This window comes from Mycolicibacterium aurum, assembly GCF_900637195.1.
Classification (GTDB): domain Bacteria; phylum Actinomycetota; class Actinomycetes; order Mycobacteriales; family Mycobacteriaceae; genus Mycobacterium; species Mycobacterium aurum.
In genome coordinates, this window is sequence record NZ_LR134356.1 from 753840 (window position 1) to 768345 (window position 14506).

Here is a 14506-nt window from a genome sequence, read left to right on the forward strand (position 1 = left end):
CTGACGGGCGTGCCGGGTCGGCGGAGCGCGGGACGTCACGGCATCGTCACCGTCGGGGCGGGGTCGGGATGCTCCACAATGGTCGGATGGTCCGGACGCGAGGAGCGATGAAGTGTTAGGCGTGATCGGCGGGAGCGGCTTCTACTCGTTCTTCGGCCCCGATGCCAGGGCGGTCAACCTGGATACCCCCTACGGCGCGCCCAGCGGGGCGATCACCGTCGGCACGGTGGGCGGGCACGACGTGGCGTTCCTGCCGCGGCACGGTGCGAACCACGAGTTCTCCCCGCACACGGTGCCGTATCGGGCCAACATGTGGGCGCTGCGCTCGCTCGGGGTGCGGCGCATCTTCGGACCCTGCGCCGTCGGCAGCCTGGATCCGGCGCTGGGACCGGGCTCGATGGTGGTGCCCGACCAGCTGGTGGACCGGACCTCGGGGCGGTCGGACACCTTCTTCGACTCCGGCGGCATCCACGTCGGGTTCGCCGACCCGTACTGCCCGTCGCTGCGCGCCGCGGTGACCGCGCTGCCCGGTGTGGTCGACGGCGGCGCCATGGTGGTGATCCAGGGGCCGCGGTTCTCGACGCGCGCCGAGAGTCAGTGGTTCGCCAACCAGGGGTTCCGGCTGGTCAACATGACGGGCTACCCCGAGGCGGTGTTGGCTCGGGAACTTGAGATGTGTTATGCGGCAATCGCTTTGGTTACCGACGTGGACGCCGGGGTGGAGACCGGGCAGGGAGTCAAGGCGGTGGACGTCTTCGCCGAATTCGAGCGCAACCTGGTGCCGTTCAAGCAACTGGTGCGCGAAGCTTTGGAGAACGCAGCAGGTACGTCCGGCGTGACCACCTGCGAACACTGCCGGCCGCACGACGGCGTGACGTTGCCCTTCGAGCTTCCGTGAGGGTGCTGCTCACCGGCGCGGCCGGGTTCATCGGCACCCGCATCCGGGCCCAGCTGACGGACGCCGGCCACGACGTCGTCGCGGTGGACGCGATGCTGCCTGCCGCACACGGCGAGGGCGCCACGGTGCCCGACGACGTCCGCGACCTCGACGTGCGCGACGCCGCGGCGGTCGCCGACGCGCTCACCGGCGTCGACGTGGTCTGCCACCAGGCCGCCGTCGTCGGGGCAGGCGTCAACGCGGCCGACAGCCCGTCCTACGCGTCGCACAACGACTACGGAACGGCGGTGCTGCTGGCCGAGATGTTCGCCGCGGGCTGCACTCGGCTGGTGCTGGCGTCCTCGATGGTGGTCTACGGGCAGGGCCGCTTCGTATGCCCCGACCACGGTGACGTGGAGCCGCCGCCGAGGACGCGCGAGGACCTCGACGCCGGCATGTTCGATCACCGCTGCCCACTCGGCGGTGAGCAGGTCGACTGGGCACTGGTCGGGGAGGACGCCCCGTTGCGTCCGCGCAGCCTGTACGCCGCGAGCAAGGTCGCCCAGGAGCACTATGCGCTGGCGTGGAGTGAGTCGACGGGCGGGTCGGTGGTGGCGCTGCGCTACCACAACGTCTACGGGCCGGGCATGCCGCGCGACACCCCGTATTCGGGCGTCGCCGCGATCTTCCGGTCGTCCCTCGAAAAGGGCGATGCGCCAAAGGTGTACGAGGACGGCGGACAGATGCGGGACTTCGTGCACGTCGACGACATCGCCGCGGCGAACGTGGCGTCGGTGGAGGCCGGGCTGGACGGTTTCGAGGCGTTCAACGTCTGCTCCGGCAAGCCGGTGTCGATTCTGGACGTCGCGACCGCGCTGTGCGAGACGCGCGGTGACGTCACGCCGGTGGTCACCGGGCAGTACCGCAGCGGCGACGTCCGCCACATCGTCGCGGACCCGGCCCGCGCGGCCGATGTGCTCGGATTCCGGGCGGCGGTCGACCCGGCCGACGGTCTGCGCGAGTTCGCGACGGCGCCGCTGCGAGGGGTTCCGAAGACTTCTTGACACGCGTCAAGCCATACTGGACCCATGACTTCCACAGCGCTGTGTGAGCAGTTCGGTATCGACTTCCCGCTCTTCGCGTTCAGCCACTGCCGTGACGTGGTGGCCGCGGTGACGAATGCCGGCGGCTTCGGCGTGCTCGGTGCCACCGCCTATTCGCCGGATCAGCTGGACCAGGAGCTGGCCTGGATCGACGAGGCGGTCGGCGGCAAGCCCTACGGCGTGGACCTGATCGTGCCCGCCAAGTTCGAGGGCAAGGGCGAGAAGCTGTCCGGCTCCGATCTGGCCGGCCGCATCCCGCAGGCCTACCGCGACCTGGTCGACGATCTGTTGCGCGCCCACGACATCGAACCCGAGCCGAACCGCCGCCTGGGCGGATCCTCGTTGTCCGGCAATACCGGCCGCGAGCTCCTCGACGTCGCGCTCACCCATCCGGTCAAGCTGATCGCCAACGCCCTCGGTGTGCCGCCGGACTACATGATCGAAGCGGGCAAAGAACGAGGCATCCCGGTCGCCGCGCTGGTCGGCGCCAAGGAGCACGCGATCAAGCAGGCCGCCGCCGGCGTGGACCTGATCGTCGCGCAGGGCACCGAGGCCGGTGGGCACTGCGGCGAAGTCAGCACGCTCGTCGTCGTCCCGGAGGTCTTGGAAGCTCTGGCCTCGCTCGGCGACAACACTCCCGTGCTGGCCGCGGGCGGCATCGTCACCGGACGGCAGATGGCGGGCATGGTCGCGATGGGCGCGGCCGGTGCATGGACCGGATCGGTGTGGCTGACCACCGAGGAGGCCGAGACCGCCCCGCACACGGTCGCCAAGATGCTGGCCGCGTCCTCACGCGACACCGTGCGTTCGGCGGGGCGTACCGGCAAGCCGTCGCGGCAGCTGGTCTCGGACTGGACGAACGCGTGGGCGCCGGCCAAGGAAGGGCATCAGCCGCTCGGCCTGCCGCTGCAGTCGATGCTGTGCGAGCCGGTGATCCGTCGCATCGACGTGCTGGCCTCGCAGGGCCACGAGGGTGCGCAGGCGCTGGCTACGTACTTCGTGGGCCAGGGCGTGGGGTTGATGAACAAGGTGAAGCCGGCGCGCGAGGTGGTGCGCGAGTTCATCGAGGACTACGTCGCCGCCGCCGAGCGCCTCAGCAGCTCACTGCCCGGCTGACCTCTGCGCCCATCTGCGCCAGGCGCGAGCTCAGTCCACGGCCAGCGGCAGGCGAACCTCGAAGCGGGCGCCCGTCGGCAGGTTGTGCGCCGACAGCGTGCCGCGGTGCGCCTGCACCAGCCCGGCAGCGATCGCGAGGCCCAGCCCGGATCCGCTGGGCAGTGACGAATCCGCCCGCGGCACACGGCTGTTCGATCCGCGGTAGGCCACGTCGAACACCCGCGGCAGGTCGGCCTCGTCGATGCCCACCCCGGTGTCGTCGACGCGGGCCCACGCGCTGTTCTCGTCGGCACCCAGCGCCAGCTCGACCCGCCCGCCCGACGGCGTGTGGGCGATCGCGTTGGCCACCAGATTCGACAGCACCCGCACCAGGGCGCGGTCACTGCCGACCACCCGCACCGGTTGCGCGGGCAGATTCGCCGTGAGCTGCACCCCGGCACGTTCGGCCGCGATGCGGTGCGCGGCGAGCACGTCGTCGACCACCTCGTCGAGCGCGACCTTGTCGAAGGACGGGGTCAGGGCGCCCGCGTTGATCTTGGACATCTCGAACAGGTCGTCGACCATCTCGGCGAGCCGGATCGATTCGTTCTCGATGTGCTTGGCGTGCACCCGCACTTCGTCATCGGAGACGACTCCGTCGGCAATCGCCTCCGACACTGCGCGGATGCCGGCCAGCGGGGTGCGCAGGTCGTGGCTGACGAACGCGACGAGGCGGCGGCGCGACTGCTCGGCGGAGCGTTCGGAGTCGCGGATCTCGGCCTCCCACACCGTGCGCCGGGCCTGGTAGCGGCCCAGCATCACCGCGGCGGGGATCGTCACGATCGACACGATGACCAGCACCACACCGGTCTGCTCGAACGTCTCGGTGATCATGAAGCCGCTCGCGCCCATCACCCCGGCCAGAGTCGCCAGCACCGGAATCAGCACGAGCGCGACCATGCTCACGGCCAGCGACCACGTCCTCGCCAGTCGGATGACCGCGGCACCCGCGAGGACCACCGGAACCGAGCAGGCCAGCGCCCAGCCGATGATCTCCCAGAAGTCAGCTGTCGGCATCCGGCCGCCCGGATGGTGATTCCTCGGCGACCCACATGTAGCCGCGACCCCACACAGTCTGCACCCGATGCCGGTCGCCGAGCTTGGAGCGCAGCCGCTTGACGTGCACGGTGACCGTCGACAGATCACCGAAGTCCCAATGCCACACCCGCTTGAGCAGGTCCTCGCGGGTGAAGACGGCTCCGGTGTGGGTCAGGAAGAACAGCAGCAGGTCGAATTCGCGGTTGGTCAGGTTCACCGGCTGGCCGGCGACCGTCACGGCGCGCGACGCGGTGCTCACGGTGAGATCGCCGGACGTGATGTCCACGGGCTGCACCCCGACGGCCGACGGCGAGCGCCGCAGCACCGACTTGACGCGCAGCGCGAGCTCACGGGGGCTGAACGGTTTGGTGAGGTAGTCGTCGGCACCGGCCTCCAGGCCCGCGATACGGTCGTCCTCCTCGCCGAGGGCTGTCAGCAGGATCACCGGCATCCCGTAGCCCCCGCTGTGGCCGCGCTGCCGCAGGCTGCGGCACAGCGACAAACCGTCCGGACCAGGCATCATCACGTCCAGCACCGCGACATCGATGTGCTGGGAGCCGAGCAGGCGCAGCGCCTCGGTGCCGTCGTGCGCGGTGGACACGTCAAGGCCGTCTCGCTCCAGGTATCTACGCACGACGTCGCGGACGACGCCGTCGTCGTCGGCGATCAGCACTCGGGTCATCACACCGAGGCTAGCGCGGCACAGCCGCTACCAGCACTGATGTCACGGTTTCGTCAGTGTTGTGCAGCGCCTGACCTGCGGCGCTGGCTTACGGTGGGACAGATATGCCTGCGCTTGCCGTCACCGTCGTGCTGCCTTGTCTCGACGAGGCGGCGTCCCTTCCTGGTGTCCTGCGCGCGATTCCGGCGGGTTACCGCGTGCTCGTGGTCGACAACAACAGCACCGACGGCACCGCTGACGTCGCCCGCGGGCACGGTGCCGAGGTGGTGAGCGAACGGACGCCGGGCTACGGCGCGGCGGTCCATGCCGGGGTGCTGGCATCGGAGACCCCGCTGGTAGCCGTCCTCGACGGCGACGGCTCGCTGGATCCGGGGGAGCTGCCGCCGCTGGTCGACGCCGTCGAACGGGGTGCGGACATGGCGATCGGTCGGCGGCGGGGCACGCCGGGTCTGAAATGGCCGTGGCACGCCCGCCTGGGCACCGCCGCGGTGTGCTGGCGGTTGCGCACCCGCCACGGTCTCCCGGTGCACGACATCGCGCCGATGCGGGTGGCCCGCCGCGACGCGCTGCTGGCGCTCGGCATCACCGACCGGCGTTCGGGATACCCGCTGGAGCTGCTGGTGCGCGCCGCGCAGGCGGGCTGGACGGTCACCGAACGCGACGTCGCCTACGGGCCCCGCACGGGTGGCACGTCGAAGGTCAGCGGTTCGGTGCGGGGCAGTGCGATCGCGGCGTGGGACTTCTGGCGGGCGATCTCGTGACGGAGGTGTGTCTGCTGGTCGTCGCCAAGGCGCCGGTTCCGGGGCTGGCGAAGACGAGGTTGGCCGCGACCCTCGGTGACGACACCGCCGCCGACATCGCCGCCGCGGCATTGCTCGACACGCTGGACGCGGTGGCCGCCAGTCCGGCGGCCGCCCGGGTGGTCGCGCTGACCGGGAACCTCGACGAGGCGTGCCGGTCGGACGAAATCCGTTCTCGGCTGGCTGATTTCGTCGTCTTACCGCAGCGGGGCGACGGGTTCGCCGAACGGCTGGCCAACGCACACCTCGACGCCGCGCGGGGACTTCCCGTCGTCCAGATCGGCATGGACACCCCGCAGGTCGACCCTGAGGGCCTCGCGCGGTGCGCGCGTCGCCTCGTTGGGCACGATGCCGTGCTGGGCATGGCCCGCGACGGCGGGTGGTGGGTGCTGGGTATCCGGGACGCGGCAGCCGCCGCGTGCCTGCGCGACGTGCCGATGTCGGTTCCGGACACCGGGGCGCTGACGCTGGCCGCGTTGCAGCGCACGGGGTTGGACGTGGTGTTGACCGAGGAACTGGCCGACGTCGACACCATCGACGACATCGCGGAGGTGCGCGACGCCTGCGCGCCGACGTCACGATTTCGCCGGACCACCGCGACAGTTTCAGCAGGGGAGGCCTGAATGTTCGGACAGCTTTATGACCGCGCTCTCGACGGTGAGCGATGTTGGGTGCGACGCGACGACGGCCGGGTCAGCCGCCTCCCGGTACGCAGCTGGTTGGGTGGCCGCGGCGCGGACGCCGAGTTCGACAACGCTGTCGTTGATCTGTGCGAGGGGCCCACCATCGACCTGGGGTGTGGTCCGGGGCGGCTGGTCGTGCACCTGGTGGAGCGTGGACTGCCGGCGCTGGGTGTGGATCTGTCCGCGACAGCGGTGGCCCTGGCCCGCAACAGCGGTGCCCCCGCGCTGCACCGCGACGTGTTCGAGCCGCTTCCCGGTACGGGCCGGTGGCAGACGGTGCTGCTCGCCGACGGCAACGTCGGGCTGGGCGGCGATCCGCGCCGCATCCTGCGCCGTTCGGCGGAGCTGCTGCGCCCGGGTGGACGCTGTCTCGCCGAGTTCGACACGAACACCGAGGGTGTCGACGTCGGCTGGGTGCGGCTGGAGTCGGCCCAGACCATCGGTCCGTGGTTCCGCTGGGCGTCGGTCGGCATCGACTGCGTGCCCGAGTTGGTCGCCGAGGTCGGGTTGGCGGTCGCCGACGTGCACCGGATCGGGAACCGGGTGGTCGCGAGCCTGGTCGCCTGATGGCGGCCTCGGCGCGGGGAGCGGCGTTGACCGCCCGCGTCGGCGTTGCGCTGGGTGTGGCAATCGGGCTGTGTTTCGTCACCGGCCTGCTCAGCCATTTCATCCAGCATCCGCAGCCGTGGTTCGGCTGGCCCACCCGGCCGGTGTGGCTCTACCGGCTCACCCAGGGACTTCACGTCGCGTCGGGCATCGCGGCCATCCCGCTGGTGGTGGTCAAGCTGTGGTCGGTGTGGCCGAAACTGTTCGAGCGCCCCGTGATCGGCGGTCCCGTCCGCATGATCGAACGTGGGTCGATCCTGGTGCTCGTGGCGTCCATCCTGTTCCAGCTGAGCACCGGGCTGATGAACATCGCCCACTGGTATGCGTTCGAGTTCTTCTTCCCCACAGCGCATTACGCCATGTCCTACATCGCGATCGGCGCGGTGGCGGTGCACATCGGGGTCAAACTGCCGGTCACCCGGCGCGCGCTGGGGGAGCCGCTGGACGACGCGCCGACGGGGCAGCTCCCGGCGCCGTCTCGCCGAACGGTGTTGCGGGGCACCTGGATTGCCGTCGCAGTGGCGACGGTGGCGACGGTGGGCCAGACCGTGCCGTGGCTGCGCTCGGTGTCGGTGCTCGCCCCGCGATCCGGCGAAGGGCCGCAGGGTGTTCCGGTCAACCGCTCGGCGGCGGCCGCCGGCGTGTTGCGGTCGGCGCGGTCGCCGGACTATCGCCTGACGGTGACCAACGGCGATACCACCAAGGCGTTCACCGTCGACGAGCTCAGGGCGCTACCGCAGACCTCCCACCGGCTGCCCATCTCGTGTGTCGAGGGGTGGAGTGCCGACGCGGAGTGGACGGGCGTGGTGCTGGCCCAATTGATGGCACAGGTGGGGGCGTCACCCGATTCCGATGTCCGGATGATCTCGCTGGAACCGCCCGGCCCGTACTCGCGCACCGTGCTGCCCGCCCGGCACGCGCGTGACGACATGACGCTGATCGCGCTGATGGTCAACGGGGAGACCCTCAACCTCGACCACGGCTACCCGTGCCGGCTGATCGCGCCGTCGAGACCCGGTGTGCTGCAGACGAAATGGCTGACCCGTATCGAGGTCGTGCCGTGAACGCCGTCCGGGCGGTCCTGGTGCTGGTCGGCGTCGCCGTCGGCTGCTACGGGGCTGTCCTGCTGTGGGGCAACCCGTCGCTCGTGCGCATCGTCGTCTGGGCGGTGCTCGCGGCGATCGTGCACGACTTCGTGTTCGCGCCGCTGTGTGCCGCGGCGGGACTGGCGGGACGCACACTCCTGCCTGCGCGGTGGCGGCCACCGGTCGCGGTGGCCGCGCTGTGCAGTGCCGTGCTGGCTCTGCTGGCGGTGCCGGTCTACACGAAGCCCGGTCTGCGGCCGGACAATCCGACGGTGCTCGACCGGGATTACGCGGTGGGACTGTGGGTCGCGCTCGCCGTCGTGTGGATCTGTGTCCCCCTGTACTACGTGCTGGCGCGGCGCCTACCAGTTGGTCAGGATCAGGTGGTTGACGGCGAGCGCGCCGACCACGTTGAGCGCCAGCCACCACCGCACTGAGGGCCGCGGCAGCAGGGCGGTCGCGGCCACCAGCCAGACGGTGAACGGCAGCCAGATGCGTTCGGTCTCGGCCTTGCTCAGGCGCGACAGGTCGGCGAAAGTGATGGCCAGCAGCGCGCCGATGACCAGCAGGTGCAGCCCGGAGCGTCGCCTGATCGCGGCGATGTCGAAGACCCGCCCGACTCCGGCCACGGTACCGAGGCCGATGGCGCACACCACGGAGGCGAAGTTGGCCCAGCCCCAGTACTGGAAGGGACGCTCGCTGGCGATGCCCTGCCAGTAGCGTTCCTGCACCAGCAGGTATCCGTCGAACCACCAGAAGCCGGCTGCGACGAACACCACGACCACGGCCACGGCCGTGACCAGTGCGGGCGCCAGCGCGGTCAGCGCCGCGCGGACGGTGGCGGCGCTCAGCAACACCGCGACCGCCGGGATCGCCATCAGGACCAGTCCGTAGTTGAGAAAGATGCCCCAGCCCAGTAGCAGCCCGGACGCCGCGGCAGCCAGCAGCGGCCATCGGGCGGTGCGGGTGACGGCCAGCACCAGCAGGGTGATGCCCCACGCCGCCACGCCGGCGAAGTAGGCGTCGGCGGAAACGGCGATCCAGATGGCGGTCGGGGCCACCGCGGCGAACGGTGCCGCGACGCGGGCCGCGTCCTCGTCGGCCAGCGCGCGCACCGTGACGACGAGCGCGGCCGCGATGCTGGAGCCGACCACCAGGCACAGGATGCCTGCCCATGCGCCGCCGCCGAGTCCGATGCGGTCGAGCCAGACGAACGTCAGCAGCGCCCCCGGCGGGTGTCCCGACACGTGGGTGATCCACGAATCCGGTTGGAAGTCCAGGATCCGGCCGGCGAAGGTGCGCACCGTCTCGGGAATGTCGTCGATGGTCGGCACCTGCCGCAGGTACTCGTGCCGTGCGGTCAACCTGCCGGCGAAGCCGCGCTCCCAGCCGTCGATCATCGCGAGGCTGAACGCCCACGCGCACGACACCGCCCATGCGGTCCAGGGCAGCCACCGCCACGGCAGCCGCTGCGCCAGCGCGGGGCCCCACAGCACCGCCGCCGCGGCGATCGCCACCGCGGGCACGGTGCCCGGCCCGACGTGGGCGTTCCACCAACCGAAGATCGGCGACGTGGCGGCGAAGTCGCGGAACCGTTCCGGCGTCGCGTTGAGCAGCGGGGTGACCGTCTCCAGGTGCAGGTGCGGCACCACGAACGCCGCGACCACCAAGACGACGCCGACTCCGACCGCACCCGCCTCCTTGCGCATGCCCCCATCTTCCGCGAGCGTGCGTGTCTGCGGGCGACGCGCCGGACAAATCCGCGACTTCACGCACGCTCGCAGGGAGCGTGACCTGGTGAATCGGCGGCCGAGGCGGCGCCTTCCGTCATAGAGCCGTAATGCGCATCAGTACAGGATCTTGCGCATGTTCTCTTCGTCGAGGTGCTTGCGCAGCTCGGCCATGTCGGCTTCGGCGTCCATCATCTTGACCAGCTGCGCGACGCTCGGCACCGCGGTGGGATCCCAGCGCTCGGGCTTCCACGCGTCCGAGCGCAGGAAGGCCTTCGCACAGTGGAAGAACACCTCCTCGATGGCGATCTCCAGGGCCAGGATGGGCCGTTTGCCCTGCACGCTCATCGCGTCGAAGTAGTCGGCGTCGGCCATGATGCGGGCGCTGCCGTTGATCCGCAGCGTGTCGCCGCGGCCCGGGATGAGGAACAGCGTGCCGACCCGGGGACGCTCCAGCACGTTGAGGTAGCCGTCGACGCGCTTGTTGCCCGGTCGTTCGGGGATCGCGATGGTCCGCTCGTCGATGATCTGCACGAACCCCGGCGGGTCACCTTTGGGCGACACATCGACGTTCCCGGAGGCGTCCATGGTGGCGACGAACCCGAGCGGCGAATGCGACAACCATTGCTGCTCGATCGGTGACAGGTGGTCGCGCACCTTGTTGGCCACGGCCGCGTTCGGGTGTCCGACGATGGCCCGCAGTTCGTCGACGGAGGTCACTTCACGGCTCATGGGGTCCATGATGCGCGTCGATGTCGGCTGGGTGGGCGGTCCCCTCGGTCGGCGCGGCGAATCTGCTGGCCAGTGCGCGGCGGTCGAGCTTGCCGATTCCCCGGCGGGGAAGGTCGTCGACGATTTCCAGCTGGCGGGGCGCGGCGGTCGACGGCAACGCGTCGGCTGTGTGAGAACGCAACTCGGGCAACGTCACCGACGAGCCGGGGGCGACGACGACCGCGGCCACCACCCGCTGGCCCAGCCGTTCGTCGGCCACCCCGAACACCGCGCACTCGGCGATGGCGGGGTGGGTGGCCAGCGCGGCTTCGACGACACCGGGGTACACGGTCAGGCCGCCGGTGCTGATGGCGTCGTCGACGCGACCGAGAATCCGGAGGACACCGGAATCATCAACAGCGCCAACATCATCGGTGCGGAACCAGCCCGGCTCGGCGAACGGGTCCGGCGTGGCCGGGTTGCGGTATCCGATGGCGACCATCGGGCCACCGAGTGAGATCCGGCCGCCGGTGTCGATCCGCACCGCGGCACCGCGCAGCGGGACGCCGTCGTAGACACAGCCGCCCGCGGTTTCGCTCATTCCGTACGTCCGCACCACGGGAACACCTGCCTGCGCGGCCCTTTCGGCGATCCCCGCAGGCATCGGCCCACCGCCGATCAGCACGGCGTCCAGACCGGCCAGAGCGTCGGCGGCCCTGTCGTCCCGCAATGCCTTGTCCAATTGGGCGGCCACCAACGAGGCGTAGCGCCGGCCCGGCCCCATCTCCTCGATCGCCGACGTCAGTGCGGACGGTTCGAATGACGCGGGAACGGCCACCGGCCGGCGGCCCGCGACCGCGCTGCGCACCAGCACCTGGAACCCCGCCACGTGGTAGCCGGGCAGGGCCAGCAGCCAGCATCCCGGTCCGCCGAGTCGTTGGTGCGTCGCGTCCGCACTGGCGACCAGCGCTGCGGCGGTCAGCATCGCGCCCTTCGGGGTGCCTGTCGTCCCGGACGTGGAGAGCACCACGCCGACTGCGTCGTCGATCGGTTCGCCGGCGCGCAAAGCCGTTGTCAGGGCGGCGGTCTGGGTGGGATCGCCGGCGGGTACGGGGAGCAGGCTGAGCCGACCGCCGAGCACGTCGTCGACGAGTGGCAGCGCGGCCAGTGCACCGGCGCCCGCGTCGATCCCGACGGCGCGCAGAACGGCTATCGGTCCTCCTCCGTGTCGCGCGGGTCGTCCAGGGGCCAGCCCTGCGCTGCCAGCCGCGCGCGGACCCGTTCGACATCCTCGGGCGAGGGGAGCTGATCGGTGACCTGCGTGATCAACACCCCGATGTCGACGGGGTCGATCTCGCCGGTGGAATCGCGGAACTCGGCACCGGCGGTGAGCTCGAGCACCACGGCCCGCACCTCGTCATCGGTCAGCCGTCTGCGCAGCAGCGCCAGCAGCGGTACCCGGTCGGGGCCGGGCACGCCCTCGGGGTAGCCGGCCGAGATCCAGGCCACGACCTTGGCGAGAAACTTGGTCACAACGCCTACTCCCACGGGCCGGAAAACGGTGCCTTTCGAGTAGCCGATAGTAGTCCCAGCCAAGCTGGCAATGTCCTGTGAGCGGAGTTGGCCAACGAGGGCCGCCCGCAAGATGAACATCAGATGAACAGCATCGCCAGCTCAGGAGAAACAGCACGTCGCGACGCGAACACGGCGTCGCGAAAATTAGTCAAAATAGTTAGCGGCGCCCCACAATTAGCGCCATGAGCGCTGAGCTGATCGTCCTGGTGCTGTTGATTGTCACCGCGTTGGCATTCGACTTCACCAACGGCTTTCACGACACCGGGAATGCCATGGCGACGTCGATCGCCACCGGTGCACTGAAGCCCAAGACCGCCGTCCTGCTCGCCGGTGTGCTCAACCTCGTCGGCGCGTTCCTGTCGGTCGAGGTCGCCGTCACCGTGACCACCTCGGTGCTCAAGGTGCAGGACAGCAAGACGGGCTCGCTGTTGCCGTCGATCGACGCGTCCACCGGCTTGACGATCATCTTCGCCGGCCTGATCGGCGGCATTCTCTGGAACCTGCTGACCTGGTTGTTCGGCATCCCGTCCAGCTCGTCGCACGCGCTGTTCGGCGGCCTCATCGGCGCCGGCCTCGCCGCGCTGGGCACCGCGGGGGTCAACTGGTCGGGCGTCACGCAGAAGGTCCTCATCCCGGCCGTCGCGGCGCCGGTGATCGCCTGCCTGGTCGCCGCCTGCGGCACCTGGCTGGTGTACCGACTCACCCGCAAGGTGGCGCAGAACAGGCGGCGCGAAGGCTTCCGCTGGGGTCAGATCGCGACGGCGTCGCTGGTCGCGCTGTCCCACGGCACCAACGATGCGCAGAAGACGATGGGTGTCATCGCCCTCGCGCTCATCACCACCGGCCACCTCAGCGGCGACGTGAAGGAGCAGGGACTGCCGTTCTGGATCATCTTCAGCTGCGCGGTCGCCATCGGTCTCGGCACCTACCTCGGCGGCTGGCGCGTCATCCGCACCCTCGGCAAGGGTCTCGTCGAGATCGAGTCTCCCCAGGGCTTCGCCGCCGAAGCATCCTCGGCGGCAATCATTCTGAGCTCCAGCGCGGCAGGTATGGCGCTGTCGACCACGCATGTGGCCACCGGCTCCATCCTGGGCAGCGGCGTCGGTAAGCCGGGGGCCGAGGTGCGGTGGGCGGTCGCGGGCCGGATGGCGGTCGCCTGGCTGATCACGTTGCCCGCCGCCGGGATCGTGGGGGCGCTCGCGTATTGGCTGTCCCACGGGGTCGAGTCGCTGACCGGTGCGGCGCTGGCCGGCGACGGGCTCATCTTCCTGGTGCTGGTCGGTCTGTCCTTCTACATGTGGTGGCGTGCACAGCAGCAGAAGGTCGACCACAGCAACGTCAACGCCGACTGGGACGCCTCTACCAACTCGGTCGTCCCCGCCAACGTGCGTGAGGCGCAGAGCACCGAGTCCCAGCCCGCCACCGTCACCCCGGTCAACTAAGGAAACTGAAGATGACTTATCTGGAGAGCATCCTGAAGGTGCTCGTCATCGGCCTCAGCCTCGGTGCCGGACTGCCGGCGGTCTTCGCGCTCGGCCTGGTGGCGTACTCGCGCGGCGCGGGCAGCGACGGCACGGATGGTGCCGCGGTGGCCCCGAACCCGGCGATGAAATTCCTCGGTGTGGCCCTGTTCGTGTTCGTGGGCTGGGTGATCCTGACCGCGGTCCTGTGGATCACCCGGGCCACGATCATCCACCACACCGGCATCGACCTGTTCCCCTTCCTGCCGAAGAAGTGAGCTGACGCATGGCCGAGAACGCGTTCGACAATGTTCTGTCCTGGTTGCACAACGGCTATCCGCACGGCGTGCCGCCGAAGGACTACTTCCCGTTGCTGGCGCTGCTGGCCCGCTCACTGTCCGAGGACGAGGTCGTCAAAGTCGCGCAGACCGTGCTGAAGGGCACCGACTCGGACACCGTGACGCCGCAGGAGATCCGCGCGGCCATTCACGTGGTCACCGACAAGGAACCCAATCCGGAGGAGATCCACCAGGTCGCGGCGCGACTGGCGTCCGTGGGTTGGCCGTTGGCGGTACCGGCCCGCTGAGGCCGATCAGTCGCGGCTGTCGCGGCGCAGCGGATGGTCCTCGGGCACCTCGACGAAGATCAGCGTGACGCCGTCGGGGTCCGCGACGTGCATCTCGTGCAATCCCCACGGTTCCCGGCGCGCCTCGCGATCGATCTCGACGCCGCGCTCCCGCAGTTCACGTTGCGCCGCGGCGAGGTCGCGCACCTGTAGCCAGAGGGCGCCGGGAAACGGCGGTGCGCCGTCCGCGGGCGCGCCGTGGCCGGCGAGCTCGATCAGCGACTGCCCGGCGTAGAACACCGTGCCGCCGGCATACTCTCTGGCGATGGCCAGCCCGACACCGTCACGGTAGAACGCCACCGATCGCGCATAGTCCTTCGGGCGGAACAACACCCGGCTGGCGAGGATATCCATATGTGATGTGTCTACCACGCCT

The 14506-nt window shown here is 70.1% G+C and carries 18 protein-coding genes; 11 read left to right on the forward strand and 7 right to left on the reverse strand.

Annotated features, from left to right (window positions below; translation table 11 throughout):
• The first annotated feature begins 112 nt into the window (after positions 1–112).
• Genes EL337_RS03655 through EL337_RS03665 form a run of 3 tightly spaced genes read left to right on the forward strand, consistent with a single transcriptional unit; the run spans position 113 to position 3096 of the window.
• Positions 113–898, forward strand: coding sequence for an S-methyl-5'-thioadenosine phosphorylase (locus EL337_RS03655; RefSeq protein WP_048632258.1), 786 nt, complete (start codon positions 113–115; stop codon positions 896–898).
• Positions 895–1941 (forward strand): NAD-dependent epimerase/dehydratase family protein, encoded by a 1047-nt coding sequence (locus tag EL337_RS03660; RefSeq protein ID WP_048632257.1) that lies wholly within the window; start codon positions 895–897, stop codon positions 1939–1941. Before EL337_RS03655 ends, EL337_RS03660 begins: the two co-directional genes overlap by 4 nt.
• A gap of 24 nt (positions 1942–1965) precedes the next feature.
• The gene (locus tag EL337_RS03665; protein ID WP_048632256.1) at positions 1966–3096 is read left to right on the forward strand and encodes an NAD(P)H-dependent flavin oxidoreductase; all 1131 of its coding nucleotides are present in this window, start codon (positions 1966–1968) and stop codon (positions 3094–3096) included.
• Between the two features lie 30 nt (positions 3097–3126).
• Here EL337_RS03665 and EL337_RS03670 read toward each other — a convergent pair whose 3' ends face one another.
• Together EL337_RS03670 and EL337_RS03675 are read right to left on the reverse strand one after the other, a co-directional pair.
• The gene (locus EL337_RS03670) at positions 3127–4152 is read right to left on the reverse strand and encodes a sensor histidine kinase (protein ID WP_048632255.1); all 1026 of its coding nucleotides are present in this window, start codon (positions 4150–4152) and stop codon (positions 3127–3129) included.
• A complete protein-coding gene (locus EL337_RS03675) occupies positions 4139–4855 on the reverse strand; it encodes a response regulator transcription factor (RefSeq protein WP_048632254.1) in 717 nt (238 codons plus the stop codon). Before EL337_RS03675 ends, EL337_RS03670 begins: the two co-directional genes overlap by 14 nt.
• Positions 4856–4959: 104 nt before the next feature.
• Between EL337_RS03675 and EL337_RS03680 the strand changes: the two genes are divergently transcribed.
• Genes EL337_RS03680 through EL337_RS03700 form a run of 5 tightly spaced genes read left to right on the forward strand, consistent with a single transcriptional unit; the run spans position 4960 to position 8466 of the window.
• Positions 4960–5616 (forward strand): glycosyltransferase family 2 protein, encoded by a 657-nt coding sequence (locus EL337_RS03680; RefSeq protein WP_048632253.1) that lies wholly within the window; start codon positions 4960–4962, stop codon positions 5614–5616.
• The gene (locus tag EL337_RS03685; protein ID WP_048632407.1) at positions 5613–6278 is read left to right on the forward strand and encodes a TIGR04282 family arsenosugar biosynthesis glycosyltransferase; all 666 of its coding nucleotides are present in this window, start codon (positions 5613–5615) and stop codon (positions 6276–6278) included. The genes EL337_RS03680 and EL337_RS03685 overlap by 4 nt, the downstream gene beginning before the upstream one ends.
• Positions 6279–6905 (forward strand): methyltransferase domain-containing protein, encoded by a 627-nt coding sequence (locus EL337_RS03690; protein WP_048632252.1) that lies wholly within the window; start codon positions 6279–6281, stop codon positions 6903–6905.
• Positions 6905–8008 carry a molybdopterin-dependent oxidoreductase gene (locus tag EL337_RS03695; RefSeq protein WP_048632251.1) on the forward strand — a complete coding sequence of 368 codons (1104 nt, stop codon included), beginning with the start codon at positions 6905–6907 and terminating at the stop codon, positions 8006–8008. Before EL337_RS03690 ends, EL337_RS03695 begins: the two co-directional genes overlap by 1 nt.
• Positions 8005–8466: a hypothetical protein gene (locus tag EL337_RS03700; RefSeq protein WP_048632250.1), complete on the forward strand. Its 462-nt coding sequence runs from the start codon at positions 8005–8007 to the stop codon at positions 8464–8466. The genes EL337_RS03695 and EL337_RS03700 overlap by 4 nt, the downstream gene beginning before the upstream one ends.
• Here the strand turns inward: EL337_RS03700 and EL337_RS03705 are convergent.
• The 4 genes from EL337_RS03705 to EL337_RS03720 form a co-directional block, all read right to left on the reverse strand.
• The gene (locus EL337_RS03705; protein ID WP_048632249.1) at positions 8392–9738 is read right to left on the reverse strand and encodes a hypothetical protein; all 1347 of its coding nucleotides are present in this window, start codon (positions 9736–9738) and stop codon (positions 8392–8394) included. The two genes, EL337_RS03700 and EL337_RS03705, sit on opposite strands and share 75 nt — an antisense overlap.
• Before the next feature lie 138 nt (positions 9739–9876).
• Entirely contained in the window at positions 9877–10491 is a 615-nt protein-coding gene (locus EL337_RS03710) for a pyridoxamine 5'-phosphate oxidase family protein (protein ID WP_048632248.1), read from the reverse strand.
• Positions 10481–11683, reverse strand: coding sequence for an o-succinylbenzoate--CoA ligase (menE, locus tag EL337_RS03715; protein ID WP_083443061.1), 1203 nt, complete (start codon positions 11681–11683; stop codon positions 10481–10483). The genes EL337_RS03710 and menE overlap by 11 nt, the downstream gene beginning before the upstream one ends.
• Positions 11680–12003, reverse strand: a complete 324-nt coding sequence (locus EL337_RS03720; protein ID WP_048632247.1) for a DUF3349 domain-containing protein — start codon at positions 12001–12003, stop codon at positions 11680–11682. Before EL337_RS03720 ends, menE begins: the two co-directional genes overlap by 4 nt.
• Before the next feature lie 224 nt (positions 12004–12227).
• Here EL337_RS03720 and EL337_RS03725 point away from each other — a divergent pair, with 224 nt between their 5' ends.
• Genes EL337_RS03725 through EL337_RS03735 form a run of 3 tightly spaced genes read left to right on the forward strand, consistent with a single transcriptional unit; the run spans position 12228 to position 14091 of the window.
• Positions 12228–13487, forward strand: a complete 1260-nt coding sequence (locus EL337_RS03725) for an inorganic phosphate transporter (RefSeq protein ID WP_048632246.1) — start codon at positions 12228–12230, stop codon at positions 13485–13487.
• Positions 13488–13498: 11 nt separating this feature from the next.
• Positions 13499–13783, forward strand: a complete 285-nt coding sequence (locus tag EL337_RS03730) for a hypothetical protein (protein ID WP_048632245.1) — start codon at positions 13499–13501, stop codon at positions 13781–13783.
• Between the two features lie 8 nt (positions 13784–13791).
• Positions 13792–14091, forward strand: a complete 300-nt coding sequence (locus EL337_RS03735; protein WP_048632244.1) for a DUF3349 domain-containing protein — start codon at positions 13792–13794, stop codon at positions 14089–14091.
• 6 nt (positions 14092–14097) lie between these two features.
• Here the strand turns inward: EL337_RS03735 and EL337_RS03740 are convergent, their stop codons facing one another.
• Positions 14098–14484 (reverse strand): VOC family protein, encoded by a 387-nt coding sequence (locus EL337_RS03740; protein ID WP_048632243.1) that lies wholly within the window; start codon positions 14482–14484, stop codon positions 14098–14100.
• Positions 14485–14506: the final 22 nt, after the last annotated feature.